Genomic DNA, 25,883 nt, shown 5'->3' with positions numbered 1-25,883 from the left:
CACTCTCGCGATGAGCGAACCGGTGCGTCGCTGAGGCGGGACAGGCGCATGGGTGTGACCCTGTCTCCGGACCCCGGTGACCCAAAAGGCGCGTCGCGGGCGCGTTGCAGGCGCGTCATGGGAGCGAAACTGTGGCTTTTCGTCGGAACAGGCCGACGACACTGTGAACTTCGGGACTATGACCCTGTCGGCCGGACTATTTCGCCTGAAGCGCCGTGGCGCAGGCGGCGGGATCGACGTCCATGCCCGTCGGGGAACGGGCGTCGACATGGGTGACGACCGGTTCCTTGCCGCGCGCAGGCGCATAGAGATAGGCGTCGAGCACGCAGCGGCCGTTGCCGAATTGCAGCTTGCGCACCGTCGTCTCGCGAATGTCGAGCCGGGGCTGGCCGAACAACTGCGTCAGATGGCGGGCATCGGTTCCCAGCAGCGGCCCCTGCTTCGTGAAGGCGCTGGCGGGCGGGCCGGGCGGCGGTTGAATCTGGGTCGCCGGGGGAACGATCGTCCCTGCGCCGCACGCCGCCAGCGGCAGGGCCAGCAAGGTAATAAGGGTCCGTTTGGAAAATGCGCGAAAGAGCGCATTTTCGATGCGGCACCGGCCCGCACCCCCACCCGACCGCCCAGACATGGTACCCTGATGGGTGGTCGGGTGGGGGTGCGGGCCGGTGCGGGTACACCTGTCAAAAAAGCTCGAACGGAGGGTCTTCATGATTTCGTCTTTCGTCCGAGCAGCATGTGCACCGCCATAGCCGCGCTGAAGATCGGCGCAAGCAGGTTGGCCACCGGGACGAGGAACAGAAGCGCCGAAACGAGGCCCATGAGCCACCGGCCGCTGCGCGACAGGGGCGGGAGCGCGGGATGACGCGGCTCCACCATGTCCGCCATGTCCCGGCCGAGCAGATAGGCGTTCAGGGCCAGGAACAGCCCGATCGTGCCGATCCCCGTCACCAGCAGCAGCACATAGGCGGGCAGCGCGACGATGTTCCAGCCGATCGTCCGCCCGACCGAGGCAAGGGCAAACCGCAGGCTGCGCGCCCAGCCGACCGGGCGGGCGGTGACATGGGGATAATCCTCCTGTTCGATCGCCTCGATAATATCGTCGGCGAACAGGCCCATCACCGCCATCGCCGTGGCGCGGAACAACAGCCATCCCGCCGCGACCATCACCAGCAGGGTCGCCGTCGCTTCGCCATAAGCGCCCCAGCTTTCGCCGCCGCCCCAGCCGAAATACAGCCGCAGCGCATGGAAACCGGCCCACAATGCAGCCGCCAGCAGCGCGAACAGCAGCAATGTCAGGACGATCGTCTTGCCCATCAGGCGCAGCGCAGCGCCGTGGAAGATGGAAGGAAAAGCGCGCAGGGCGGCGGTCAGGACCATGGCCCTGCTATCGCCCCGCCCCGTCGCAAGGTCAATCAGCGTCGTTGCATGGCGCAGCGCGGGCCGGTAGAGACGACGCAATTTTATTCTCCTCCCAAGACAAGGAAATTGCGTGACCGCTTCCGCACCCACTCTTGATGTCGTTGCGATCGGCAATGCCATCGTCGACGTTCTCGCCCGCAGCGACGACGCCTTTCTGGCGCAACATGCGCTGACCAAGGGCGGGATGCAGCTGATCGACGCCGCCATGGCCGAAACGCTCTATGCCGACATGCCGCAGGCCAAGGAAATCAGCGGCGGCTCGGCCGCCAACACGTTGGCCGGACTGGCCGCGCTGGGCAAGAAGTGCGGCTTCATCGGTCAGGTGAACGAGGATCAGCTGGGCGCGGTGTTCGCGCATGACGTGCGGGCGCTGGGCATCCGTTTCGACACGCCGGTCATGCATGGCGAAGTGCCGACTGCCCGCTGCCTGATCCTGGTGACGCCCGACGCGCAGCGCACGATGAACACCTTCCTGGGCGCATCGCAGTTCCTGCCCGAAGCGGCGGTCGATTTCGACCTGATCCGATCGGCGAAGATCCTCTATCTCGAAGGCTATCTGTGGGATCCCGAGCAGCCCCGTGCGGCGATGCGCGCGGCGATCGACGCGGCGCGCGGCGCGGGCCGCAAGGTGGCCTTCACCCTGTCCGACAATTTCGTGATCGACCGGCATCGCGCCGACTTCATCGACCTGATCGACAATGGCCAGATCGACATCCTCTTCTCCAACGAGGGCGAGATTCAGTCGCTGGCGCAGGTCGATAATTTCGACGCCGCACTCGCCCGCTTCGCCGACGAGGTGCCGGTGCTGGTGTCGACCCGCAGCGAAAAGGGCGCGGTCGCCATCGTCGACGGCGTGCGCCATGAAGCGCCCGCCGCCCCGGTATCGCAGATCATCGACACGACCGGCGCGGGCGACCTGTTCGCCGCCGGCTTCCTGGCCGCGCATATCGATGGCCGCAGCGTCGAGGATGCGCTGGCCCTGGGCGCCGCCGCCGCCGCCGAAGTCATCTCCCACTGGGGCGCCCGCCCGGAGGATGATCTGGGCGTGATCCGCGACGCGCTGTTCGCCTGATCTATCCCACAAGCCATGCAAAAGGCCCGCCTCTCACCGGAGAGGCGGGCCTTTTGCATTTTTCGCTGTCCTACAGCCTGCCGCATCGGCGACAGGGGCAGAAGATCAGACCGGCTTCTGCTTCCTGAACAGGGCCCGGTCTTCCGAACCGAAGCCCCAGCGCCAGATGACGAGGCCATAGGCGCCCAATATCGCCCAGACGCCGACCGCCAGTTCGACCCATTCGAAACGCTGCGGCAGGGCGACGAAGCCCGCGCCGACGATGCAGGCGACCCCCGCCGCGCTCAGCAGCGGCCAGCGCCAGGCGTTGATCGGCGCATCCAGCAGGCGCGAGAGCAGGCGCGCCTTGACGAAAGCGCCGAGGCCCAGCGCAAGGCAGAGCGCGAGCGCGGGCGCAGCGGCGATCCACATCACCTCCATATGCACGGCGCGCGCCGCGAAGATCAGCGCGAAGCTGAAGGCCGCCTGACAGCCGATCATGACGAGGGAGATCATCAGGTTGCGATGGCGGGCGATATAGACCAGCGCCGATTCGCTGACGACCGCCGTGGCCGCAACGACTTCGGCCAGCAGCAGGAAAGCAAGCGCGCCGGTGCCGCCGACGAAATGCGGGCCGACCAGCCCCATCACCGCCTCACCGGGGATGCCGAGCGCCAGCGCGATGCCGGCCTGTGCGGCGATGATCCAGAAGCCGACCTGGCTGACCTGTTTGGCGATGGCGGCAAGGTTGTTTTCCGCCAGGTTGCGGGTGATGACCGGGCCAAGGATGGGATCGAAGCTGGTCTTGAGCTTCTGTGGCAGAGAGGCGACCTGCTGCGCGACATAATAGATGCCGACCACCGCCGGGCTGACGAACAGGCCCAATATCGCCATGTCGAGCCGGCGCGATCCCCATTCCACCCCGTCCGCCGCCGCCAGCGGCAGGTTGCGCCGGGCGAGGCGCCAGAGTCGGCCCGGATCGGGACGCCAGCCGCTGGGTCGGCCATAATGGCGGATCATCGGAATGATCGAGGCAATGAAAGCCGCGATCATCGACACGGCATAGGAGAGGATCAGGCCATCGCGCAGCGAATAATAAGCGAAACCGAAAGCGCCAATGCTGATCGCCCAGGGTTCGATAATCGAGCGCGCCCGGACGGTCGCGCCAACGTCGAAGCGATAGGCGCAGGCGGCGAGCGCCACGTCCGATCCCGCCACGCCGATCACCACCAGCGCCAGCAACCGGTCCAGCCCGTTGATGTTGCTGTTGGGGAACATCGCCTGCGGGAAGGCGATGAGGATCGCAGAACCAAGCAAGGCCGCGAGCAACGTCACGACCATCGCGTCCGTCACGACATGATTATGCGGCCGCTCCGTCTGCGACAGCGCACCGGCCAAACCGCGCTTCAGGCCCAGCGTCGCGATCTGGGCGACGAATTCGACCACCAGCACGGCATAGGCGAAACGACCCAGCGCTTCGGCGCCATACCAGCGCCCGGCGATGAACAGGAAAGGCAGGCGTGCGGCCAGCCGCAGCAGGAAGCCGAAGACGTTGGTCCGCCCGCCCTTGGCCAGAGCGGCGATATCATCCTGATCCTTGGATGGAGGCGCCTCTGTCGCCAACGAACTATCAACCCCTTGTGTCATTCTCTGTTGCTATATCTGTTCGTTGTAGGCGCAATGCGGCAGCAGCGCGACGGGTTATTCAGGACGCAGCGGCCGGGCGAGCAGCGCGTCGATGACCTGCGCCAATGGTGCTGCGTCGGTCAGCAGGGCGCAGACGGCCTCCACCACCGGCATTTCCACACCCGCCGCGCGTGCGGCATCGCGCAGCACCGGCGCGGTATGCGCGCCTTCCGCGACGGTACGACGGTTGGAGAGCAGGTCGGCGGCGCTTGCCCCCTCGCCCAGTCCCTTACCCAGCGAGAAGTTGCGCGAATTGGTGGATGAGCAGGTGAGGACCAGATCGCCCAGCCCCGACAGGCCGGCCAGCGTTTCCGCCCGCGCACCACGCGCCAGACCGAAGCGAGTCATTTCGGCAAAACCCCGGCTGATGAGCGCGGCGCGGGCGTTGAGGCCGAGCCCAGCCCCTTCCGCAACACCGCAGGCGATGGCGAGCACATTCTTGACCGCGCCACCAATTTCCGCGCCGATCACATCGTCCGACAGATAGGGACGGAAGGACGGACGGGCGATGCGGGCCGCAAGGCGCTGGCCCAAGGCCTTGTCCTCGCAGGCGAGCGTGATGGCGGTCGGCAGGCCCTTCGCCACTTCATGCGCGAAGGTCGGGCCGGAGAGGACGGCGATGGGCGAGGTCGGCTGCGCCTGCGAAGCGACTTCAGACATCAGCAGGCTGGTGCCCGCCTCTATCCCCTTGGAGCAGAGCAGGAGCGGCACGCCGGCGGGGGCCTGCGCCACGACGCTGCGCAGATGCTGGGCGGGACTGACGACCAGCAGCATCTCGCAATCGTTGAGGTGCGCCATATCGCCGGTCGCCCGGATCGAGGGCGAAAGCGGGAGATTGGCGAGATAAAGCGGGTTTTCCTGACGCGCATTGATCGCGTCGACCACATCCGGTTCCAGCGCCCAGAGCGCCACATCCTGCCCGTCGCTGGCCAGCAATTGCGCCAGCGCCGTACCCCAGGCGCCCGCGCCGATGACTCCCGCCTTCATGCCTTCACGCCCTTCATGCTTTTACTCCGGCGCCGCGCGCCTTTTCTGCCGCCGGATCGAGCGGCCAGCGCGGCCGGGCGGGAAATGTAAGATCGTCGATCAGACCCACTGCGAAGCGTTCCGCCCCGGCCCAGGCGATCATCGCCGCATTGTCGGTGCACAGCCACATGGGCGGCGCGACGAAAGGCAGGCCATGATCGGCGGCCAGCGATTCGAGCGCGGCGCGGATCGGCTGGTTTGCGGCCACGCCCCCCGCCACGACCAGCGCGGTGACGCCTTCGCTCTGCGCCAGCGCCTTGCGCGTGCGGTCGATCAGGCAATCGATCACCGCCTGCTGGAAGGAAGCGGCGATATCCTCGGTCGCATATTGGCCGGACTGGACGGCGCGCATCACCGCGCTCTTGAGGCCGGCGAAGGAGAAATGCGGTTCGGCCGTGCCGACCAGCGGGCGCGGCAGGGGAACGGCCTTCGCATTGCCCTGCGCAGCCGCCTTTTCCACCTGCGGGCCGCCGGGATAGCCAAGGCCGAGCAGCTTGGCGGTCTTGTCGAACGCTTCGCCCGCCGCATCGTCGATGGTGGTGGCGAGGCGCGCATAGTCGCCCGGCCCCTTCACATGGAGCAACTGGCAATGGCCGCCCGACACGAGCAGCAGCAGATAGGGGAATTGCAGGGTCGGATCGGCAAGGCGCGGCGAGAGCGCATGCCCCTCCAGATGGTTGACCGCCACCAGCGGCTTGCCCGCCGCATGGGCAAGCGCCTTGCCGGTGACGAGGCCGACCATCACGCCGCCGATCAGGCCGGGTCCGGCGGTGGCGGCGATCACGTCGACGTCCGCCAGCGTCATCTTCGCATCGGCCAGCGCCGCTTCGATCAGAGGGCTGAGAGCCTCCACATGCGCACGCGCCGCGATTTCGGGTACGACGCCGCCATAGGGGCGATGCGCTTCCTCCTGCGTGGCGAGACGATGCGCGAGAATCCGGCCGTCGGCGCTCACCAGCGCCGCCGCGGTTTCATCGCAGCTCGATTCCAGGCCCAGAATGATGGTCATTGCCGCTTCCATCTAATGGCGCTGGCCATTAGAGCAAGCCGCATATGCTTTTCACTGATCGACCGTTGCGCCTGGGCACCAGGGGATCGCCGCTGGCACTGGCCCAGGCCCATATGACCGCGCAGGCTTTGCGCGCCGCCCATGGCTGGAACAAGGAGGCGATCGAGATCGTCACCGTGCAGACCAGCGGCGACCGGATTCAGGACCGGGCGCTGGCCGACATCGGCGGCAAGGCGCTGTGGACCAAGGAACTGGATCGGGCGCTGATAGCGGGCAAGATCGACTTTGCCGTGCATAGCATGAAGGATGTCGAGACGCTGCGGCCGGATGCCTTCCGTATCGCCGCGATGCTGCCGCGCGCCGACGTGCGCGACAAGCTGGTGGGGGTGGAAAGTTTCGCCGCGCTGCCCGCCAATCCGCTGGTCGGCACCAGCTCGCCGCGTCGAGCGGCGCAGGTGAAGCGGTTGCGGCCCGACGCGACCATCACCCTGTTTCGCGGCAATGTGGCGACGCGCCTCGCGAAGCTGGCGACCGGCGAGGTCCATGCCACGCTGCTGGCGGCGGCGGGCCTTGATCGGCTGGACCAGAGCGATGTCGGCACGCTGATCCCGATCGAGACGATGCTGCCCGCCCCGTCACAGGGCGCGGTGGGGATCGAGGCGCTGGCGGACAATGCGCCGGTGCTGGCGGCTCTGAATGCGATCAATGACCGCGACACCTATGACACGGTGATGGCCGAGCGTGCGCTGCTGCGCGGCCTGGGCGGCACATGCCATTCGCCTATCGCGGCACTGGCGCTGGTCGAGGGCGACGGCCTGTTCCTGCGCGCCGAGATCATCAGCCCGGACGGCAGCGAAACGGTGCGGGAAGAGGCGCGGCTGGCACGCGGCGACCAAGACGCTGCAGAGGCGATCGGCCGGACCTTGCTCGATCGCGCCAGCCCGGCGTTGCGCGCCCTGTTCGAGGCGTGAGGCGCGTCCTGATCCTGCGGCCGGAACCGGCGGCGGGCAAGACGGCGGACAAAGCGCGCGCAATGGGGCTAGATGCGCTGGTGCATCCGCTGTTTGCGCCGCAAGTCGTGGACTGGACGCCGCCGGCGCCGGAGGAGTATGACGCGCTGCTGCTGACCAGCGCCAATGGGGTGCGACTGGCGGGGTCGGGGCTGCACCGATATCGCGCTCTGCCCGCCTATGCCGTGGGAGCAAAGACCGCGCAGGCGCTGACCGAAGCCGGTTTCGCCGATGTGGTCGCCGGGACCATGGATGGCAGCGCGATCGCCGCACAGATCGCCGCGGACCGGCATCGGCGAGTGCTGCATCTGGCGGGGACGACCGTCGCTCCCATCGAGGCGGGGCCGCTCCATATCGATCGGATCGTGGTCTATGGCATGGCCAGCCTGCCACCCGATCCGGCGCTGCTGGACATGGCCGTGCCGGGATCGATCCTGCTGGTGCATTCGCCGCGTGCGGGCGAAAGGCTGGCGGCGCAGACACCCGACAGCCGCCGCGCTACACTGCATGTCATTGCTATCAGCACAGCGGCCTTAACGGCATGTGGCGCCGGTTGGGCCAGCGCGCAGGCCGCTGCTCTGCCACAGGATGACGAGATGCTGGCCCTGGCCCGCCGATTGTGCGAATGACGAGACGATGACAGACGAAAGAGGCGGCATGAGCGAAGAGGACGGGGTGGCCAGCATTGGTATGACGCCGCCGCCCGCGCGCCGGCGCAGCATGTTGCCGCTGCTGATCCTGGCCCTGCTCGCCTTTGCGCTGGGCGTGGTGCTGACCGTCTGGGCCTGGCCGCAGATCCAGCGGCGCTGGAGCGATCCGCAACCGCAGGCGGCCTTGCCGCAACCTCTTCCCGGCACGGTGGGCGCACTGGCGACCGGTCAGGGCGTCACGGTACGTCCGCTGACCGCCGACGCGGCGCAGATGCTGGACGCGCGTGTCGTACAACTGGACGAGCGGCTGAACCGGATCAGCGTGGAGGCACAGGCCGCATCGGGTAATGCCACGCGCGCAGAAGGCCTGCTGGTGGCCTTTGCCGCCCGCCGGGCGCTCGATAGTGGCATGCCGCTCGGCTATATCGAGGGGCAATTGCGACTGCGCTTTGGGCAGGCCCAGCCACGGGCCGTGGCCGCGATCATCAATGCCGCCCGCGCCCCGATGACGCTGGCGGACCTGCGCGGCGGCCTGAACGATATTGCCGATCAGGTGGTGAAGACGCCCGCCGACGCCAGCTGGTGGACCGCGCTGGAGCATGAGGCGCGCGAGCTGGTGACGATCCACCGGGCCTCCACGCCCTCGCCGCGCCCACAGGCTGCGATGGAGCGAGCACTGCGTTATATCGACGGCGGCCGGGTGAGCGCGGCGCTGGCCGAGGTGGAGCGCATGCCCGGCAAGGCGGCCGCCGATCGCTGGACCCAGGCGGCCCGACGCTATCTGGAGGCGCGGCGCGCGCTGGACCTGATCGAAACCGCCGCGATATTGGAGCCGCGCGAACTGCGTGGCCCGGAAGCCGCTGCGGTCGACCAGACACCCCCGCTGACGCCCTGACAGGGCATCGATCCGAAGATTGTCACAAACGACGAACCGTTTGATCTGATCGACAAAAGCCATGGACGCGGCGGGCCATGTCATGGGAATGTCATCTTTCCATCTGGAAAGAGGTTCCTCCTTTCGTGCCCCCCTATGCCGACGCCATTGCCAGTTTCTGGAAAGATCGCCTGACCGGCGGTCCGCGGGCGGCCGAGCGGCCGGGCATCCAGCAATTGCTGGCCAATATGTCGGTGCCGTTCGATCTGGCACGGACGCGCGCTCAAGCGCCCATGCTGGCAGGCGCGATGCGCGGCGATGGGCGGCATGTGCTGCTGATCCCCGGCCTGCTGGCGTCGGAACAGCGGATGGAGCCTCTGCGCGCGATATTGCAGGCGGCGGGCTATCGCGCCCATGGCTGGGACATGGGCCGCAATTTCGGCCCGAAGCCTGACAGTCTGGAGCGGATCGACCAGCGGATCGACGCGATCCGCCGGGGCACTGGCGCGCCGGTGACGCTGGTCGGCTGGAGCCTGGGCGGCCTTTATGCCCGCGAATATGCGAAATTCGCCGCCCACAAGGTCGGCGGCGTGGTGTCGATGGGGACGCCCTTTTCCGGCGATCCGCGCGCCAATCATGCCTGGCGACTCTATCAGCTGGTGTCCGGGTTCCCGGTCGACCGGCCGCCCTTTCCCTGCACGCGGGAGGAAAAGCCGCCGGTGCCGACCGTGGCTCTATGGTCGCGCCGGGATGGCGTGATCCTGCCGGAATGCGCGCGCGGCCGTGCTGGCGAGCGGGACAAGGCGATCGAGGTCGACTGCACCCATATGGGCTTTGCCGCCGCGCCGGAGGGCATTGCGGCGGTGGGCAAGGCGCTGGAGGCGATGCGGGGCTGACGGAGACGTCGGGTTCAGGGTGGCGGATTCGACCGACAGGGTCATTGCACCAAAGTTCACATCGTCGATGGCGTCGTATTTCCGCGCTTTTGAGCCGGAAACGCGACGGCCGTGCGCCGCCGACGCGCCGGGCGCGCGCCTGTTGGGTCATCGTGGCGCGCCGCCTGTGCACCGGGAACGCACTGGATAGGTCAAAGGCGCGTCCTTGATAGAGGGGCGTTTGCGGGGACGGGCGGCGGTGAAGGGCAGACTGCTCCATCCTTCAGGATAGATCAGGCAAAATCCTATTTTGGAAGGGGAATAGGAGGGGGCGGACGCTCCTGTTCCAAATCAACCGTGTTCCTGCGAACGCAGCCCCCCAGGTAACAAGGCGCTAGGCCGCCCTAGGCTCCTGCTTTCGCAGGAGCACAGCGTGTCTGCAACGGGTCGCTTCGAGACATTTCCTTGCTCGTCATGCCGGTCTTGACCCGGCATTCCGCTTTTCTCTGCAAAAGCCAAAAAAGAACTAGGCCCCGGATCAAAGCCGAGGAAGGAGGGGCTTCGTCTGTTTGGCAGTAGCGCTCAGGACTAAAGCCGCTGCAAAGCCTCTTCCTTGCCGATCAGCGGCAGAAGCTGGCCCATGTCGGGGCCATGGTCCAGACCGGTCAGGGCGCGACGCAGGGGCAGGAAGAGTGTCTTGCCCTTGCGGCCGGTCTCTTCCTTCAGCGCGTTGGTGAGCATGCGCCAGATATCGGCGTCGAAAGCCGCGTCGGACAGGATGCGGTGGGCGGCGGTCAGGAAATCGCGGTCCTCTTCGGCGACGGCAGGCGCGTCGATCGGGCCGGTGACGATCCGCCACCAGTCGGCCACGCCCGCTACCGTTTCCAGATTGGGGCGGATCGCATCCCATGCCGCTTCGCCCACGCCTTCGGGGAGGCGATCGGCGACCGCTGCATAGGGGAGAAGATGGACGATCTTCTGGTTGAGGGTCGCCAGTTCGGCCTCATCGAAGCGCGCAGGCGCGCGGCCGAAATGGCCGAAGTCGAAGCTGTCGATCAGGGGCGCCATGTCGGCGAAGGGCTCGATGGACTGCGAACTGCCGAGGCGGGCGAGCAGCGAGGCGATGGCGGACGGTTCCAGCCCGATCTCGCGGAAATGGGCAACACCGAGCGAACCGAGACGCTTGGACAGCTTGCCCTCGCTGCCGGTCAGCAGTGCTTCATGGGCGAACCGGGGCAACGGGGCTCCCAAGGCCGTGAACATCTGAATCTGGGTGGCGGTGTTGGAGACATGATCCTCCCCGCGCAGGACATGGGTGATCCCCATGTCGACATCATCGATGACCGAGGGGAGCATGTAGAGCCAGGAACCGTCGGCGCGACGAATGACCGGGTCAGACAGCAACTTGGGATCGAAGCGCTGATCGCCCCGGATCAGGTCTGTCCAGGTGATCGGCTGATCATGGTCCAGCTTGAAGCGCCAGTGCGGGGTGCGGCCTTCGGCTTCATAAGCGGCGATCTGGTCCGGGGTCAGCGAGAGGGCGGCGCGATCATAAACCGGCGGCAGGCCGCGCCCGAGCAGGATCTTGCGGCGTAGCTCCAGTTCCTGGCTCGTTTCACAGGCGGGGTAGACATGGCCGGATGCCTTGAGCGCCTCGAACCGCGCTTCGTAGAGGGCGAAGCGGTCGGACTGTTTTTCCTCGCCATCCCAATGGAGGCCGAGCCATTTCAGGTCGGCCTTGATCGAATCCGCATATTCGGGGCGGGAGCGTTCGAGGTCGGTATCGTCGAGGCGCAGCAGGAAACGGCCGCCCGATTTGCGCGCCCATAGCCAATTATGGAGCGCCGCGCGGATATTGCCGACATGGAGGTGGCCGGTGGGCGACGGGGCGAAGCGGGTGATGACGGTCATATCTTGATTCCAGACCCGTTCGGGCTGAGCGTAGCAAAGTCACTTCGCTTCGCTCAGTGCCGGGCTTCGACTTCGCTCAGCCCGAACGGCCTTTTCATGGGTTAAATGCTGCGGAAGCCGTTGGTGATCGGATAGCGGCGATCGCGGCCGAAATTGCGGATGCCCAGTTTCACGCCGGGGGGCGACTGGCGGCGTTTATATTCGGCAATGTAGAGCAGGCGCTCGATGCGGGCGACCGTCTCCTTCTCGAAACCGCGCTCGACCAACTTGTCGACCGACAATTCTTCCTCGACCAGACCGTAGAGGATCGGGTCCAGCACCTCATAGGGCGGCAGGCTGTCGTCGTCGCGCTGATTGTCGCGCAGTTCGGCGCTGGGCGGCTTGGTGATGACTCGCTCTGGCATCACCGGACCGGCGGGGCCGAAGCCTTCGCCGAGCGACGGCATATTGTCGTTTCGCCAGCGGCAGAGATCGAACACCGTCGTCTTGTAAGCGTCCTTCAGCACCGAATAGCCGCCCGCCATGTCGCCATAGATGGTGGCATAGCCGACCGACATCTCGCTCTTGTTGCCGGTGGTCAGCAACATATGGCCATATTTGTTGGAAAGGCCCATCAGCGTGACGCCGCGAATGCGCGACTGGATATTCTCTTCGGTCAGGTCGCGGCTGCGGCCTTCGAAGACGGGGGCGAGCATGGTGTCAAAGGCGGCGACGGCCGGTTCGATCGGGATCGTGTCGTAGCGGACGCCGAGCAGGCGGGCGCATTCGACCGCATCGTCCAGGCTTTCCTGACTGGTGAAGCGCGAGGGCATCATCACGCACCAGACGCGATCGGCGCCCAGCGCATCGACGGCGACGGCGGCAGAGAGCGCGGAGTCTATGCCGCCCGACAGGCCCAGCACCACGCCGGGGAAGCGGTTGCGGTTCGCATAGTCGCGCAGGCCCAGCACCATGGCGTTGTAGATGTCGGCCGGGCGGGGATCGAGATCATGCTTGTCGCCGGGCAGGCAGACCCACTGGCCGTCCCATTTCTCCCATGTCGTCAGCACCAGCGATTCTTCCCAGTCGGGCAATTGCTGGGCGAGGCTGAGGTCGCCGTTCATCACGAAGGAGGCGCCGTCGAACACCAGTTCGTCCTGCCCGCCGACGCGGTTGAGATAGACGAGCGGCAGGCCGGTTTCGCGGACGCGGGTTCCCGCCACCATGTTCAGGCGGCGATCATCCTTGTCGACTTCGAACGGGCTGCCATTGGGGCTGATCAGGATTTCCGCGCCCTCGGCCCGCAGGTGGGCGGTGACGAAGGGGAACCAGATATCTTCGCAGATCGGCACGCCGATCTTCACGCCCTTGAACGTGATCGGCGCGGGCAGCGGACCGGGGGCGAACAAGCGCTTTTCGTCGAAGGTGCCATAATTGGGCAGTTCGCGCTTCTGCCGGATCGCGGTGACGGCGCCATTTTCCAGCAGGGCGACGACGTTGAACAGCACACCCTGCGAAGCGACGACGGTGCCGACCAGCATGGCCGGGCCGCCATCCGCCGTCTCCTGCGCCATCCGGTCCAAATGATAATTGGCCTGATCGACCAGAGCGGGCTTGAGCACCAGATCTTCGGGTGGATAGCCGATCAGTTGCAGTTCGGGATAGACGATCAGGTCCGCGCCCTGCGCCCGTGCGCGCCATTCCAGCATGGCGTCGGCATTGGCTTTGGGGTCGCCCATATATTGGGTCATCTGCGCGAGCGCGATCACGAGTTTGTCGGTCATGGTTTGGCCACTAGTCCATTTTGTCGCAGGGCGCAAAAGCGCCTTTCCACATGCGACATGCGCCGCTAAAGGGGCCGCGTTTCGCGCATCGTCATCAATTCGTCACGCCATTAGCCTGGGGATTTTCGCCATGAAACTCATGACCGGCAATTCGAACAAGCCGCTTGCGGCCGCCATCGCCGACTATATCGAAATCCCCCTGACCGACGCCAGCGTCCGTCGTTTCGCCGACGAAGAAGTTTTCGTGGAAATTCATGAGAATGTCCGCGGCGAGGACGTGTTCGTGATCCAGTCGACGGCCTATCCGACCAATGACAATCTGATGGAATTGCTGATCATGATCGATGCGCTCAAGCGCGCGTCGGCCAAGCGAATCACGGCTGTCGTCCCCTATTTCGGCTATGCCCGGCAGGACCGGAAGCCCGGCCCGCGCACGCCGATCTCGGCCAAGCTGGTCGCCAACCTGATCACCACCGCTGGGGCCGACCGCGTCTTGTCGGTCGACCTGCATGCGGGGCAGATCCAGGGCTTCTTCGACATTCCGACCGATAATCTGTTCGGTGCGCCGGTGATGTCGGCCGATATTCAGGCCCGTTTTGGTGACAAGAATATCATGGTGGTGTCGCCCGATGTGGGCGGCGTGGTGCGCGCCCGTGCGCTGGCCAAGCGACTCGACAACGCCCCGCTCGCCATCGTCGACAAGCGCCGTGAGCGCGCCGGCGAATCGGAAGTGATGAACATCATCGGCGACGTGAAGGGCCGCTTCTGCATCCTGATCGACGATATCGTCGATTCGGCCGGCACGCTGTGCAACGCCGCCGCCGCGCTCAAGGCGCAGGGCGCCGAAGACGTCATCGCCTATGTCAGCCATGGCGTGCTCTCGGGCGGCGCAGTCGCCCGTGTCGAAGCGTCGGAATTGCTGGAACTGGTCATCACCGACTCGATCCAGGGCACCGATGCGGTTATCGGCGCCCAGCGCATCCGGCATTTGCCTATCGCCCCGTTGCTGGGCGAAGCGATCAAGCGCATCGCGGACGAAAGCTCGGTTTCGAGCCTGTTCGACTGATCAGGCGCATGGGCTGAGCGCCTTTCTGCGGCCTGCTCCTTTGATCAAGACGGGATACACGCCGGTCGAGCCTCGCTCGGCCGGCGTTGTCGTTTATGGGGTCAGTGCGTCGGGAAGAGGATGATCGGCAGGGCGAAGACGAGCGCCAGACCGGTGACGATGCGCTGGCCGCGCGACACGCCCAGCGGCAGGTCGCGCCAGATCATCGGGCAGGTCAATAGGGCGAAGATAATCAGCAGGTTGGAAATCGTTACCGATCCGCCGATCGGCATGTCCTGCCGCAGCGCCAGCCCCGCAAGCAATGCGATGAAGCTCAATATCCAGCCGACCAGCGCCATGATCATCCCTTTCCTGATGCAGGCTAGGACGGCAAGGTTGCCAAAGACTTAAGCGGGATCAGACCAGGGATCATAGCTGCCGAAACTCCAGACATTGCCCTCCGGATCGAGCGCCGTGTAGCCGCGGCCCGGATAGCCCGGATTATCATGCGGTTCGTCCACCACCACGGCGCCTTCGTTGCGGGCGTGGAGGCAATGGGCGTCAGGATCGGCCAACACGACATAAACGCAGGCCGTGACGCCGCCCAGATCGCGCGCGGTGGACCAGGTATAGAGCGATTCGTCCTCCATATCCTTGACGCTGCCCAGCATCACCATCCCCTTCCCCAATATCAGTTGGGCGTGGTGGATGATGGTCGGATCGGCATCGTCCGGATAGACGGCGTGGCGGGTGAAGCCGAAGGCGTCGCACAGAAAATCGATCGCGGCGGGCGCATCGGCATAGCGCAGGCAGGGAATGGCAGGCGAACCGGGCATGATCCTCTCCTTATCCGGACATTCTCCAGTCTAGCGCAAAGCCGGCGCAACCGCTAGGCGAAGGGGCATGACGACCCGCGATGACCTGGCCCTTGCCAACCGCCTTGCCGACGCCGCTGGCGCCGCCATCCGCCCCTTTTTTCGTGCGCGCTATGACATGGAGATCAAGGCGGACAAGTCGCCGGTGACGGAGGCCGACCGTGCCGCCGAAGCGGCGATCCGCGCGATATTGGAAAAGGAACGGCCCGACGACGGCATCATCGGCGAGGAATATGGATCGGTGCGGACCGATGCCGAGCGGGTGTGGATTCTCGATCCGATCGACGGGACACGCAGCTTCATTGCCGGGCGGCCGATCTTCGGCACGCTGATCGCACTGACGCAGGGGGGATGGCCGACGATCGGTATTATCGACCAGCCGATCGCGCAGGAACGCTGGGCCGGGATGAGCGGGCAGCCGACCACCTTCAACGGCAAGCCGGTGCGCACGCGGGCCTGCAAGGCGCTGGGGGGCGCGGGCATCGCCACCACCAGCCCGCACCTCTTCGCCGATGGCGATGTGCCCCATTATCTGGCGCTGGTCGCCGCCGTTTCGGGCGGGTCGCCGCGGCAGGGGCCGGTCTATGGCGGGGACTGCTATAATTATGGGCTGCTGGCGTCCGGGTTCCTGGACATCGTCATCGAATCGGGCCTGCAAAGCTATGATTTCGCGGCGCTGGTGCCGGTGGTCGAGGGCGCGGGCGGCCTGATGTGCGACTGGAATGGCGAGCCGCTGACCGCCGACAGCGAAGGCCATGTGCTGGCGCTGGGCGATCCGGCGCGGCTGGAGGATGTGCTGGAAGCGATCCATGGCGCGGGTGACGACCATGGGCATGATCATCACCACCATTGAAAACGACCCCGAATCGCTTGCCTTTTGCGGCGCAGCCCCCTAAGGGCCGCCCTTCGCGATATTCAGTGAGACCGCCCGGCTAACTAGGGCTGCCGTGGCTGTCTGTAATCGTCGCGCTGAACAAGGAGACGAAAATGCCCAAGATGAAGACCAAGAGCGGTGTGAAGAAGCGCTTCAAGTTCACCGCTACCGGCAAGGTCAAGCACGGCGTCGCTGGCAAGCGTCACCGCCTGATCAGCCATAACTCGAAATATATTCGCCAGAACCGCGGCACCAGCGTGCTGTCGGATTCGGATGTCGGTCACGTGCGCCTGTGGGCGCCGTACGGCCTGAAGTAAGGAGGCCTGACCCATGGCACGTGTCAAGCGTGGTGTAACCACGAAGGCGAAGCATAAGCGGATTCTAGATCAGGCGAAGGGCTATTATGGCCGTCGCAAGAATACGATCCGTGTCGCCCGTCAGGCTGTCGAAAAGGCCGGCCAGTATGCGTATCGCGACCGTAAGGTTAAGAAGCGCACTTTCCGTGGCCTGTGGATCCAGCGCATCAACGCGGGTGTCCGCGCTGAAGGCCTGACCTATTCGCAGTTCATGCATGGCCTGAAGCTGGCCGGCGTGCAGCTGGACCGCAAGGTTCTGGCCGACATTGCGATGCACGAAGGCGAGGCGTTTAGCGCCATCATCGCCCAGGCGAAGGCTGCGCTGCCCGCAGCCTGAGCGGACTGATCGCAAGATCGTCTTGAAAGGGGCGCCGGGGCAGATGCCTTCGGCGCCCTTTTTGTTTTTCGGATTTTCTTTCCGTTCGCGCTCTGCTTTTCGAGGCAAGCGCGCGCCCTTCGACAGGCTCAGGGCGAACGGAGATTGGTTGAGCCTGAACATCGGGGGCCAATCCCATGTCGCTGCATCTCTGGTGGTTGTACGTTACGGCGGTTTTCCTGATCTCGGCCACGCCGGGTCCGAACATGTTGCATGTGATGACGCAGAGCATCGCCCATGGCCCGCGCAAGGCTACGGCCACGATGGCGGGGCTGATGAGCGCCGTGTTGTTGTGCCTGATCGCCTCTGCGCTGGGGCTTGGAGCGTTGCTGAAGGCCTCGCCGCGCCTGTTCGACGTGTTGCGCTATGCCGGTGTCGCCTATCTGGTCTGGCTGGGGATCAAGGCCTGGCGCGCGCCCGTGGGCGGCAGCGAGGCGCGGGCGACCAACGCGCGATCGGCGCGGGCTCTTTATGGCACCGGCCTGTTGACCGGGCTGGCCAATCCCAAGCTGATCATCTTCGCCGCTGCGCTCTTTCCCCAGTTCATTGATTTGGAGCGCCCCTTCTGGTTACAGCTTGCGATCCTTATCGTCAGTTTCGTGGTGATCGAGAGCTTCTGGTATGGCGTCTATGCGCTGGGCGGCCTGCGCCTTGCCCGCTGGCTGGAGCCCGTCAATCGGCAGAAGCTGTTCAACCGTGGCACAGGATTGATGTTCATCGGCTTTGGCGGGGCGTTGCTGGGCGCACGCGCCTGACCACCCCGCCGTCATTCCAGCGAAAGCGGGTTTGACCGAGTCACGTGCCTCGGTCAAACATCTCCCGAGGTAGCCATGTCGCGCGAGATCAACCCAACCGTTTACATTCTTGCGAGCCGCAGAAACGGTACACTTTACGCAGGTGTCATCGCTGACCTCATAAAGCGCCTCTACGAGCATCGAAACGGCTTGATCGAAGGCTTCACGAAAGACTACGGCGTCAAGCGCCTGGTCTGGTTCGAACCGCATGACAGCATGGACAGCGCTATCTTGCGGGAAAAGCGGATCAAGAAATGGAACAGGCAGTGGAAGATTGAGCTGATCGAAGCTGGCAATCCTGACTGGGATGATCTGGCGCTGGGCTTTGGCTTTGAGCCTTTGTCCTCTTTACGTAGCGACTGACCGGCAGGTCAGGAGATGGGTTCCCGCTTTCGCGGGAATGACGAAGGTTTGAAAAGAATGACCGAAATTAGCGCATTGAAAGCCGGCCTGATCGCCGACATCGCCGCCGCCGGCACGCTCGACGCGCTGGAGGCGCTGCGGGTTGGGGCGTTGGGCAAGAGCGGGGTCGTCACCGGCCTTCTGAAGACGCTTGGCCCCATGTCACCGGACGAGCGGATGGAGAAGGGCCCGCCGATCCAGGATCTTCGCGAGAGCGTCACCGCTGCGCTGGCGGAGAAGAAGGCTGCGCTGGAGCAGGCTGCGCTGGACGCCAAGCTGGCATCGGAGAAGGTCGACATGACCCTGCCGGCCGATCTGGGGCCGCAGGGCAGCGTTCACGCCGTTTCGCAGGTGATGGACGAACTCGCGGAAATCTTCGCCGACCTGGGCTTCTCGGTCGCGACCGGACCGGAGATCGAGGACGACTGGCATAATTTCACCGCGCTCAACATCCCCGAGACGCACCCGGCGCGGGCGATGCACGACACCTTCTACTTCCCCGACGAAGAGGGACAGAAGAAGATGCTGCTGCGCACCCACACATCGCCGGTGCAGATCCGCACGATGATGACGCAGGAGCCGCCGATCCGCATCATCGCGCCCGGCCGCGTCTATCGCAGCGACTCCGATGCGACCCACACGCCGATGTTCCACCAGATCGAAGGTCTGGTGATCGACAAGGGCATCACCCTGGGTCATCTGAAATGGACGTTGGAGACCTTCCTCAAGGCGTTTTTCGAGCGCGAGGATATCGTCCTGCGCCTGCGCCCCAGCTATTTCCCCTTCACCGAACCGTCTGTCGAGGTCGATGTCGGCTATACGCTGGCCAATGGTCAGCGCGTGATCGGCGGCGACGGCGATGCGCCGGGCGGCGGCTGGCTGGAAGTGCTGGGCAGCGGTATGGTCAACCGTCGCGTGATCGAGGCGTGCGGCCTGGATCCCGACGAATGGCAGGGCTTTGCCTTCGGCACCGGCGTCGATCGCCTCGCCATGCTGAAATATGGCATGAACGATCTGCGCGCCTTCTTCGACGGCGATTTGCGCTGGCTGAAACATTATGGATTCTCGGCACTCGACGTGCCCACGCTGTCGGGAGGAGTCGGCGCATGAAGTTCACCCTGAGCTGGCTCAAGACGCATCTCAATACCGACGCTGATCTGGCCACCATTCTCAAGACCTTGAACGCCATCGGGCTTGAGGTCGAGGGCGTGGAGAATCCGGCGGAGAAGCTGGGCGCGTTCAAGATCGCCAAGGTGCTGACCGCCGAGCGTCATCCGCAGGCCGACAAGTTGCAGGTGCTGAGCGTCGACCATGGTGACGGGACTCCGTTGCAGGTCGTGTGTGGCGCTCCCAATGCGCGGGCGGGTCTGATCGGCGTGTTCGGGGTCGAGGGCGCGGTGGTGCCGGTCAACGGCATGGTGCTGAAGAAGACCGCCATTCGCGGCGTCGAATCCAACGGCATGATGTGCAGCTTCCGCGAACTGGAGCTGGGCGAGGATCATGATGGGATCATCGAACTGGCCGAAAGCGCGCCGGTGGGTCAGGTCTATGCCAATTGGGCGGGGCTGAACGATCCGGTCATCGACGTCAGCATCACGCCGAACCGGCAGGACTGTATGGGCGTGCGCGGCATCGCGCGCGATCTGGCTGCGGCGGGCCTCGGCACGCTGAACGCCATCATCGTGCCGGAGATTGCCGGCGTGGGTCCGGGACCGGACGTTCGCACCGACGATGTGGACGGCTGCCCCGCCTTCTTCGCGCGCACCGTGCGCGGCGTGACCAATGGCGCGTCGCCCGACTGGATAGCCAAGCGCCTGAAGGCGATCGGACAGAAGCCGATCAGCACTTTGGTCGACATCACCAATTACATCATGATCGACCTTGGCCGGCCGCTCCATGTCTATGACATGGCGACGCTGAAGGGCGGCCTCGTCGCGCGCAAGGGCAAGGCCGGCGAGCAGGTGCTGGCGCTGAACGGCAAGACCTACACCATCGATGAGAGCATGACCGTCATCGCCGACGATGAAGCGGTGCACGATATCGGCGGCATCATGGGCGGCGAGCATTCGGGCGCGCAGGACGGCACGACCGACGTGCTGATCGAATGCGCCTATTTCACGCCGGAGCGGATCGCGGTGACCGGGCAGAAGCTGACCCTGACCAGCGACGCACGTGGCCGGTTCGAGCGTGGGGTCGATCCGGCGTTTCTGGACGATGGCCTGTCGATCGCGACCAGCCTGGTGGTCAGCCTGTGCGGAGGCACGCCCAGCGAGGCGACCCGCGCCGGGACGCCGCCCGCGACGCCGAAGACCGTCGCCTATGCCCCTGACCAGTGCCTGTCGCTGGCCGGCGTGGACGTGCCCGCTGATGAACAGCAGCGCATCCTGGAAAGCCTGGGCTTTGGTGTCGTCGCGTCGGGCGGCGGCGTCGAATATCAGGACGGGATGCCCGTCAGCGTGCCGGCAAGCTGGACCATCACCGTGCCGACATGGCGGCGCGATGTCGATGGCTGGCCCGACATTGTCGAGGAAGTGGTGCGCATCGTGGGGCTGGACCATGTGCCCTCCACCCCGTTGCCGCGCGTGCCGGGCGTCGCCCGCCCGACCGCGACGCCTGAACAGCTGGTGGAGCGCCGGGTGCGGCGCACGGCGGCTGCGCGCGGGCTGGCCGAAGCGATCAACTGGTCCTTCCTGTCCGAAAAGGAAGCTGATGCCGTGGGCGGGGGCGACTGGACGCTGGCCAATCCGATCTCCGAAGATCTGAAGGTCATGCGGCCTTCGCTGCTGCCCGGCCTGCTGTCGGCGACCAAGCGCAATGTCGATCGCAGCGCGACCAGCATCCGCCTGTTCGAACTGGGTCGTCGCTATTTCAAGCAGGGCGAGCGGGCCACCGTGGGCTTCGTGCTGGCGGGCGAGAAGACCGCGCGTGGCTGGCAGAGCGGCAAGGCGCAAGCCTTCGATGCGTTCGATGCCAAGGCCGAGGTGATCGCACTGCTGGCGGCCGCCGGTGCGCCGGTGGGCAATCTCCAGAATTTCGGGGAGGCGTCGGCCGCCTATCATCCGGGGCAATCGGGCACGCTGCGGCTGGGGCCGAAGGTGGTGCTGGCCGAATATGGCGTACTGCATCCGTCGCTGGCCAAGCAGTTCGGCCTGTCGGGCACGGTGGTCGCGGGCGAAATCTTCCTCGATGCGATTCCGGGCAAGCGCAAGAGCGGCTTCATGCGTGCCCCCTATGCGCCGCCAGCGTTGCAGGCGGTGAAGCGCGACTTCGCCTTCATCGTGCCGGACATGGTCGAGGCCGATGCGCTGGTGCGCGGCGTGAAGGGGGCGGACAAGAAGAACATCGTCGACGTGCGCCTGTTCGACATCTTTGTCGGGCCGGGCGTTGAGGATGGCTATAAGTCGCTGGCGGTCGAAGTAACGTTGCAGCCCGGCGAGAAGAGCTTTTCGCAGGAAGAGCTGGAAGCGATCAGCGCGGCCGTGGTCAAGGCGGCGCAGAAGCTGGGCGGCAGCTTGCGGGGCTGAACCGGCATTGCTGGACAAGATAAAGGGCGTGGTGAGCAGTCACCCCGCCCTTTTTTTCCTCCGCTGGCCCTGCGCGTATGCGGGGGCCAATATCAGGACGCCCCATGACGCTAAATCATGTGAACGTTCCCCGGCGCAGGCCGGGGTCCAGTTCAGAGCGTGGGACTGGACCCCGGCCTACGCGGGGAAACGCAACGGTATAAAAGTTCCGCCCGGTGGAGGGCTTTGCCCAGCCCAAGCGGATGGGTTACTGCTTACAGATCAACGCCGGCTGCGATCGCTTCCAGCTTACGGATGCGTTCCTTGAGGTCGGCGACCTCGATCCGGGCGGCGGCGGTGGGTGGGCCGCTGTCCTCGCTCTGGCCGTAACGGATCAGTTCGGCGCGCTTGAGGTCCAGCCAGCCATTCCAGCCGCGCAGGCCCGCGAGGGTCAGGATGGTGAGGCCGACAAGGCTGGCCCCGGCCAGAGTCACGTAAAGATAGGGGTCTTGCATATAAGCCTCCCTGTCCGGTCGGTGCGCGCTCAGTCGCGGTCCCGGAGTTTTTCGAATTCCCGCTCCAGCGCGGTGGAGCCATCCGTTGCGAGCCGTTCCAGCACGGCGACGCGGTCCTTGAGTGCCTTCACTTCCGCGCGCAGCCTTTCCGTTTCCGGATCGGGGCCGCGCTGGATCAGCGCTTCGCCCTTGCCATGGCGCACGACGCCATATTTGGCGCGGACGATGCTGGCGACGGCGGTGATCGCGACGATGGCGACGACCATTTCAAACGGGCCCATTTTGATCACTCCCTGACAAGATTATGGCGCGCGCAGTTTGGTTTGGCATCATTTTGCCGAAAAACCGGTTCCCACTTTTTCGAATGATGCCGTTAGTTGGCCGGGCTGCGCAGCCGTTCGATTTCGCGATTGAGTTGGTGGCTTTCGTCGGTGACGATGCGTTCGACCACGATGAGCCGATCCTTCATCGATCCGATTTCGGCGCGAAGCTGGGCATTTTCCTGGCTCAGCAGTTTGATGCGCTCGATCATTTCCGCATTTTTTTGCGGATAGACCGCCTTGCCCCAGCTATTTTCCAGCGGATAGCCATGTTTGATGCGGAGCCAGGTGGTGAAGATCCAACCGGCGACCCCCAGCGATCCGACGATGACGGCGACCGGCGCGAAAGCTTCGAATGGAAACATCTTGATCTACTCCCTTGCCTGGTCGGTCAGCGTAGCGCTTCGATGTCGCGCGCGGTGCGGGTGGCGGGATCGGTGGCGATCCTCTCCAGCACGGCGATGCGCTCTTCAAGACGGCTGATGCGGCCAACCAGCTTTTCGTTTTCGTTTGAAAGAAGGTCGATTTTTCGACCGGCGTCGGGATCGGTTCGATGAGCGACGCCCGACCATTCATTTTCCACCGGATAGCCGTGACGGGCACGGACCCAGGTGGTGACGACCCAGCCCAACGTCGACATGGCGATGATGGATAGAATGAAAGCAGGACCAGCGAAGCTCATGACTGTCTCTCCCTGTTATGTGCCCCAGCCGGGCGCTCAGCGCAGGCTGTCGATCTCGTCGGCGAGCCGGGTGTTGCGGCTGGTATAATAGATTTCGATGTCGGCCAGGCGGCGATCGATATCGCGGAATTTGGAGCGGACATCGCGGGTGGAGCGCGCCGGGTTGCTGCGTACGCCCTGCCAGAATTTTTCATCATCGCGGTCGGCATAGAGGCCGGACGGCTTGTTTTCCGCGAAATAGGCAACGACGCCATAGGCGATCAGCGTCCAGGGGAAGGCGCCCATCAGGGTGATGAGCACCGCGCCCACGCGAACCCAGACAACGTCGATCCCGCTATAGTCGGCAATGCCCGAGCATACGCCCATCCATTTGCCATTGGCCTTGTCGAGATAGAATTTGGTGCGGCGGGCGGTCATGTCAGTTCCTCCGGTCGAAGCTATAGTCGTCCGGCTCCTGGGCCGGGCGCTGCGGGCGGAAATCGGGGTTGTCGGCGGCGACGATCCGTTCGACCGTCTGGAGCCGTTCTTCGAGGCGACGGGCGAGAAGGTGGAGATCGTCCAGCAGCTTCTCATCCTCGTCGGTGATCTTGGGCGCCTGCTTCCACTTGGTGACATAGTGGAAGATCAGCCAGGGCATGCCGATGAACAGCATGCCGCAGACCATGATCGGCAGGAACACGTCTTCCATCGGATCAGGCTCCCTTGTTCATGCTGGCCTTGAGCGCGGCGAGATCGGCATCGACCTTGTCGGCCGACTTCAATTCCGCGATTTCCTCCTCCAGCGTCTTGGGCTGGCCACCCAGCGTCACGGCATCGGCGCGGCCTTCGGCCAGATCGACGCGGCGTTCCAGCATGTCGAAGCGGGCAAAGGCGTCATTGACCTTCTCACCGGCATAGGCTTCGCGGACGCGCAGGCGGTTTTCGGCGCTCTGCATACGGGTGACCAGGCTGTTCTGGCGGACGCGGGCTTCGCGCAGCTTGCCTTGCAACTTGGCGATATCCTCTTCCGAGGCGCGCAGCGCTTCGTCCAGCGTCTCTATCTCATGATTGAGATGGTCGGCCATGTCGGCCGCCTTCTGACGCTCGACCAGCGCGGCCTTCGCGAGGTCTTCGCGATCCTTCGACAGGGCAAGCTGCGCCTTTTCCGTCCAGCTATCCTGCAAGGCATTCAGCTTGGCGATGTGGCGGCGCATTTCCTTCTGGTCGGCGATGGTGCGAGCGGCCGAGGCGCGGACTTCCACCAGCGTCTCCTCCATTTCGAGGATGATCATGCGGATCATCTTCGCCGGGTCTTCCGCCTTGTCCAGCAAGTCGGTGACATTGGCGGCGATGATGTCGCGGGTGCGGGAGAAAATACCCATTTTAACGTCACTCCTGGTCGTATCTCATGGTCAGGTGCCGGGGCGGGCGAGAGGGGGGCATTCCCGCCCCGGCCGGGGTTTGCGATCCTTACGCAAGATAGCGCAGGGTCGCGGGGGTGTCTTGCGTCGCGAGAACCACGCCTTCGCTGGCGCGGGCCGGACCGACCGCCGAAAGGATCAGAGTCGATCCGAACAGGACGGCGGCGATGGCGACCGACATAAGCTGGCCGATTTCGCGAACGCTGTTGGTCTGCTTTTCCATTTCTTAGCTCCCTGAACCTTGGCCTTCATGTGTGTTCCGCATTTCGCTGCGGATTGCCCATAGCTTTGCAGACAGCGTGCCAATTTGAGGAAATGGCGGATTTCCTTCATTTTCGGTTCAGCTGAGGGGCCCGTGCCAGAATTTGACTTGCCGAAAGGTGGGAAATTTCACCATAAGTTGGCGCATGGAGAAAAATACGCAGTTTGTCGGCCAAAGCTTCGCCTTTCTCGACGCGGTCGAGCAGGCGGGCCGCGCGGCCGAGCTGAACCGGCCGGTGCTGGTGATCGGCGAGCGCGGCACCGGCAAGGAACTGATCGCCGAACGGCTGCACCATCTGTCGCCGCGCTGGGGTGAGCCGCTGATCACGATGAACTGCGCAGCTTTGCCTGAAACGCTGATCGAGGCTGAATTGTTCGGCCATGAACAGGGTGCCTTTACCGGCGCGACCAAGGCGCGGCCGGGGCGGTTCGAGGAAGCCGATGGCGGCACGCTGTTTCTGGACGAACTGGGCACGCTGTCGATGGCGGCGCAGGAACGACTGCTGCGCGTGGTCGAATATGGCGAGGTGACACGGATCGGCGCATCGCGACCGCAGCGGGTGGATGTGCGGATCGTGGCGGCGACCAATGAGGATTTGCCCGCCGCTGCGGAGGCCGGGCGGTTCCGGCCCGATTTGCTGGATCGGCTGAGTTTCGAGGTCATCACCCTGCCCCCGCTACGCGCGCGGGAGGGGGATGTGTCGGTGCTGGCCGACCATTTCGGGCGGCGCATGGCGGCCGAACTCAACTGGCCGCAATGGCCGGGTTTTGCGGCGGCCTGCGCAGCGGAACTGGAAGGCTATGGCTGGCCGGGCAATGTGCGCGAATTGCGCAACGTGGTGGAGCGGGCCGTCTATCGCTGGCACGAGCCGGCGCGACCGATCAGCCGCATCACCTTCGATCCCTTCGCTTCGCCATGGAAACCAAAGCCGATGATGCCCAGGGCCGAAGCGGCGCCCAAAGATATGCCTGCCGCCGCGCCCGTCGCAGCGCCCACGGCCTATGACGAGATTACCGACCTGCGTCTGGCGGTGGACAGCCATGAGGCGGCGATCATCCGCGCCGCGCTGGACCGGTTCCGCTATAATCAGCGCGCCACCGCCAAGGGGCTGGGCCTGACCTATGACCAGTTGCGCCATTGCATGAAGAAACATGGGTTGAGTGCGGGGTAAAGAGCACCCAAGCGCCACCATATAACGCCGTCAT

Annotated in this window: 31 protein-coding genes; 14 read left to right on the top strand and 17 right to left on the bottom strand. The window is 65.0% G+C overall.

What is annotated here, in order from left to right; translation table 11 throughout:
* Window positions 1-196: 196 nt before the first annotated feature.
* Window positions 197-628 (bottom strand): hypothetical protein, encoded by a 432-nt coding sequence (locus BMX92_RS17880; RefSeq protein WP_371262473.1) that lies wholly within the window; start codon window positions 626-628, stop codon window positions 197-199.
* Window positions 629-705: 77 nt separating this feature from the next.
* Window positions 706-1,377 carry an EI24 domain-containing protein gene (locus tag BMX92_RS17875; RefSeq protein WP_093018995.1) on the bottom strand — a complete coding sequence of 224 codons (672 nt, stop codon included), beginning with the start codon at window positions 1,375-1,377 and terminating at the stop codon, window positions 706-708.
* Window positions 1,378-1,489: 112 nt separating this feature from the next.
* On the opposite strand from BMX92_RS17875, the gene BMX92_RS17870 reads away from it, so the two are divergent.
* Window positions 1,490-2,491: an adenosine kinase gene (locus BMX92_RS17870; protein ID WP_093018993.1), complete on the top strand. Its 1,002-nt coding sequence runs from the start codon at window positions 1,490-1,492 to the stop codon at window positions 2,489-2,491.
* Window positions 2,492-2,596: 105 nt separating this feature from the next.
* Here BMX92_RS17870 and BMX92_RS17865 read toward each other — a convergent pair whose 3' ends face one another.
* From BMX92_RS17865 to tsaD, 3 genes are read right to left on the bottom strand one after another with little or no spacing between them, the layout of a single operon-like run.
* Window positions 2,597-4,117 (bottom strand): lipopolysaccharide biosynthesis protein, encoded by a 1,521-nt coding sequence (locus BMX92_RS17865; protein ID WP_093018991.1) that lies wholly within the window; start codon window positions 4,115-4,117, stop codon window positions 2,597-2,599.
* Window positions 4,118-4,171: 54 nt separating this feature from the next.
* Entirely contained in the window at window positions 4,172-5,143 is a 972-nt protein-coding gene (locus BMX92_RS17860) for an NAD(P)H-dependent glycerol-3-phosphate dehydrogenase (RefSeq protein ID WP_093018989.1), read from the bottom strand.
* Between the two features lie 13 nt (window positions 5,144-5,156).
* A complete protein-coding gene (gene tsaD, locus BMX92_RS17855) occupies window positions 5,157-6,191 on the bottom strand; it encodes a tRNA (adenosine(37)-N6)-threonylcarbamoyltransferase complex transferase subunit TsaD (RefSeq protein WP_093019083.1) in 1,035 nt (344 codons plus the stop codon).
* A 44-nt stretch (window positions 6,192-6,235) separates the two neighbouring features.
* On the opposite strand from tsaD, the gene hemC reads away from it, so the two are divergent.
* The 4 genes from hemC to BMX92_RS17835 all read left to right on the top strand — a co-directional run bounded on the left by hemC (window position 6,236) and on the right by BMX92_RS17835 (window position 9,621).
* Window positions 6,236-7,162, top strand: coding sequence for a hydroxymethylbilane synthase (gene hemC, locus BMX92_RS17850; protein ID WP_093018987.1), 927 nt, complete (start codon window positions 6,236-6,238; stop codon window positions 7,160-7,162).
* The gene (locus tag BMX92_RS17845; protein ID WP_093018985.1) at window positions 7,159-7,830 is read left to right on the top strand and encodes a uroporphyrinogen-III synthase; all 672 of its coding nucleotides are present in this window, start codon (window positions 7,159-7,161) and stop codon (window positions 7,828-7,830) included. The genes hemC and BMX92_RS17845 overlap by 4 nt, the downstream gene beginning before the upstream one ends.
* 28 nt (window positions 7,831-7,858) lie before the next feature.
* Window positions 7,859-8,746, top strand: coding sequence for a hypothetical protein (locus BMX92_RS17840; protein ID WP_093018983.1), 888 nt, complete (start codon window positions 7,859-7,861; stop codon window positions 8,744-8,746).
* 125 nt (window positions 8,747-8,871) lie between these two features.
* Window positions 8,872-9,621: an esterase/lipase family protein gene (locus tag BMX92_RS17835; RefSeq protein WP_093018981.1), complete on the top strand. Its 750-nt coding sequence runs from the start codon at window positions 8,872-8,874 to the stop codon at window positions 9,619-9,621.
* A 567-nt stretch (window positions 9,622-10,188) separates the two neighbouring features.
* Here BMX92_RS17835 and gltX read toward each other — a convergent pair.
* Both gltX and BMX92_RS17825 read right to left on the bottom strand, forming a co-directional pair.
* On the bottom strand, window positions 10,189-11,511 hold the full coding sequence (gltX, locus tag BMX92_RS17830) for a glutamate--tRNA ligase (RefSeq protein WP_093018979.1): 1,323 nt from the start codon (window positions 11,509-11,511) through the stop codon (window positions 10,189-10,191).
* 101 nt (window positions 11,512-11,612) lie between these two features.
* Complete coding sequence (locus tag BMX92_RS17825; RefSeq protein WP_093018977.1) at window positions 11,613-13,274, bottom strand: NAD+ synthase; 1,662 nt, start codon at window positions 13,272-13,274, stop codon at window positions 11,613-11,615.
* Window positions 13,275-13,404: 130 nt separating this feature from the next.
* On the opposite strand from BMX92_RS17825, the gene BMX92_RS17820 reads away from it, so the two are divergent.
* Window positions 13,405-14,340, top strand: a complete 936-nt coding sequence (locus tag BMX92_RS17820; RefSeq protein ID WP_093018975.1) for a ribose-phosphate pyrophosphokinase — start codon at window positions 13,405-13,407, stop codon at window positions 14,338-14,340.
* Between the two features lie 101 nt (window positions 14,341-14,441).
* Here the strand turns inward: BMX92_RS17820 and BMX92_RS17815 are convergent, their stop codons facing one another.
* Window positions 14,442-14,678 (bottom strand): hypothetical protein, encoded by a 237-nt coding sequence (locus tag BMX92_RS17815; RefSeq protein WP_093019081.1) that lies wholly within the window; start codon window positions 14,676-14,678, stop codon window positions 14,442-14,444.
* Between the two features lie 48 nt (window positions 14,679-14,726).
* The gene (locus tag BMX92_RS17810) at window positions 14,727-15,155 is read right to left on the bottom strand and encodes a VOC family protein (RefSeq protein ID WP_093018973.1); all 429 of its coding nucleotides are present in this window, start codon (window positions 15,153-15,155) and stop codon (window positions 14,727-14,729) included.
* A 67-nt stretch (window positions 15,156-15,222) separates the two neighbouring features.
* On the opposite strand from BMX92_RS17810, the gene BMX92_RS17805 reads away from it, so the two are divergent.
* The 7 genes from BMX92_RS17805 to pheT all read left to right on the top strand — a co-directional run bounded on the left by BMX92_RS17805 (window position 15,223) and on the right by pheT (window position 21,520).
* A complete protein-coding gene (locus BMX92_RS17805; protein WP_093018971.1) occupies window positions 15,223-16,047 on the top strand; it encodes an inositol monophosphatase family protein in 825 nt (274 codons plus the stop codon).
* A 134-nt stretch (window positions 16,048-16,181) separates the two neighbouring features.
* The gene (gene rpmI, locus BMX92_RS17800) at window positions 16,182-16,385 is read left to right on the top strand and encodes a 50S ribosomal protein L35 (protein WP_093018969.1); all 204 of its coding nucleotides are present in this window, start codon (window positions 16,182-16,184) and stop codon (window positions 16,383-16,385) included.
* A 13-nt stretch (window positions 16,386-16,398) separates the two neighbouring features.
* A complete protein-coding gene (gene rplT, locus BMX92_RS17795) occupies window positions 16,399-16,761 on the top strand; it encodes a 50S ribosomal protein L20 (RefSeq protein ID WP_093018967.1) in 363 nt (120 codons plus the stop codon).
* A 176-nt stretch (window positions 16,762-16,937) separates the two neighbouring features.
* Entirely contained in the window at window positions 16,938-17,555 is a 618-nt protein-coding gene (locus tag BMX92_RS17790; RefSeq protein ID WP_093018965.1) for a LysE family translocator, read from the top strand.
* 75 nt (window positions 17,556-17,630) lie between these two features.
* The gene (locus BMX92_RS17785; RefSeq protein WP_093018963.1) at window positions 17,631-17,957 is read left to right on the top strand and encodes a GIY-YIG nuclease family protein; all 327 of its coding nucleotides are present in this window, start codon (window positions 17,631-17,633) and stop codon (window positions 17,955-17,957) included.
* 57 nt (window positions 17,958-18,014) lie between these two features.
* Window positions 18,015-19,106 (top strand): phenylalanine--tRNA ligase subunit alpha, encoded by a 1,092-nt coding sequence (pheS, locus tag BMX92_RS17780; RefSeq protein ID WP_093018961.1) that lies wholly within the window; start codon window positions 18,015-18,017, stop codon window positions 19,104-19,106.
* Window positions 19,103-21,520: a phenylalanine--tRNA ligase subunit beta gene (gene pheT / locus BMX92_RS17775; protein ID WP_093018959.1), complete on the top strand. Its 2,418-nt coding sequence runs from the start codon at window positions 19,103-19,105 to the stop codon at window positions 21,518-21,520. Before pheS ends, pheT begins: the two co-directional genes overlap by 4 nt.
* A gap of 254 nt (window positions 21,521-21,774) precedes the next feature.
* Here the strand turns inward: pheT and BMX92_RS17770 are convergent, their stop codons facing one another.
* The 8 genes from BMX92_RS17770 to BMX92_RS27430 form a co-directional block, all read right to left on the bottom strand.
* Window positions 21,775-22,014, bottom strand: coding sequence for a hypothetical protein (locus BMX92_RS17770; protein ID WP_093018957.1), 240 nt, complete (start codon window positions 22,012-22,014; stop codon window positions 21,775-21,777).
* Window positions 22,015-22,043: 29 nt separating this feature from the next.
* Window positions 22,044-22,295, bottom strand: coding sequence for a hypothetical protein (locus BMX92_RS17765; protein WP_093018955.1), 252 nt, complete (start codon window positions 22,293-22,295; stop codon window positions 22,044-22,046).
* Between the two features lie 92 nt (window positions 22,296-22,387).
* A complete protein-coding gene (locus tag BMX92_RS17760) occupies window positions 22,388-22,699 on the bottom strand; it encodes a hypothetical protein (protein WP_093018953.1) in 312 nt (103 codons plus the stop codon).
* A 26-nt stretch (window positions 22,700-22,725) separates the two neighbouring features.
* On the bottom strand, window positions 22,726-23,016 hold the full coding sequence (locus BMX92_RS17755) for a hypothetical protein (RefSeq protein WP_093018952.1): 291 nt from the start codon (window positions 23,014-23,016) through the stop codon (window positions 22,726-22,728).
* Between the two features lie 36 nt (window positions 23,017-23,052).
* On the bottom strand, window positions 23,053-23,433 hold the full coding sequence (gene pspC / locus BMX92_RS17750; RefSeq protein WP_093018950.1) for an envelope stress response membrane protein PspC: 381 nt from the start codon (window positions 23,431-23,433) through the stop codon (window positions 23,053-23,055).
* Window position 23,434: 1 nt separating this feature from the next.
* Complete coding sequence (gene pspB, locus BMX92_RS17745; RefSeq protein WP_093018949.1) at window positions 23,435-23,704, bottom strand: envelope stress response membrane protein PspB; 270 nt, start codon at window positions 23,702-23,704, stop codon at window positions 23,435-23,437.
* Window positions 23,705-23,708: 4 nt separating this feature from the next.
* Window positions 23,709-24,377, bottom strand: a complete 669-nt coding sequence (gene pspA / locus BMX92_RS17740) for a phage shock protein PspA (RefSeq protein ID WP_093018947.1) — start codon at window positions 24,375-24,377, stop codon at window positions 23,709-23,711.
* An 88-nt stretch (window positions 24,378-24,465) separates the two neighbouring features.
* The gene (locus BMX92_RS27430) at window positions 24,466-24,639 is read right to left on the bottom strand and encodes a hypothetical protein (RefSeq protein WP_177185125.1); all 174 of its coding nucleotides are present in this window, start codon (window positions 24,637-24,639) and stop codon (window positions 24,466-24,468) included.
* 184 nt (window positions 24,640-24,823) lie between these two features.
* On the opposite strand from BMX92_RS27430, the gene pspF reads away from it, so the two are divergent.
* Entirely contained in the window at window positions 24,824-25,849 is a 1,026-nt protein-coding gene (gene pspF / locus BMX92_RS17735) for a phage shock protein operon transcriptional activator (protein WP_093018945.1), read from the top strand.
* The last annotated feature ends 34 nt before the right edge of the window (window positions 25,850-25,883 follow it).

Origin of the sequence: Sphingobium sp. YR768, assembly GCF_900111125.1 — a bacterium.
GTDB lineage: Bacteria > Pseudomonadota > Alphaproteobacteria > Sphingomonadales > Sphingomonadaceae > Sphingobium.
Note: the sequence above shows the minus strand (reverse complement) of the source record. Positions and strands in the feature narration are given on the sequence as shown.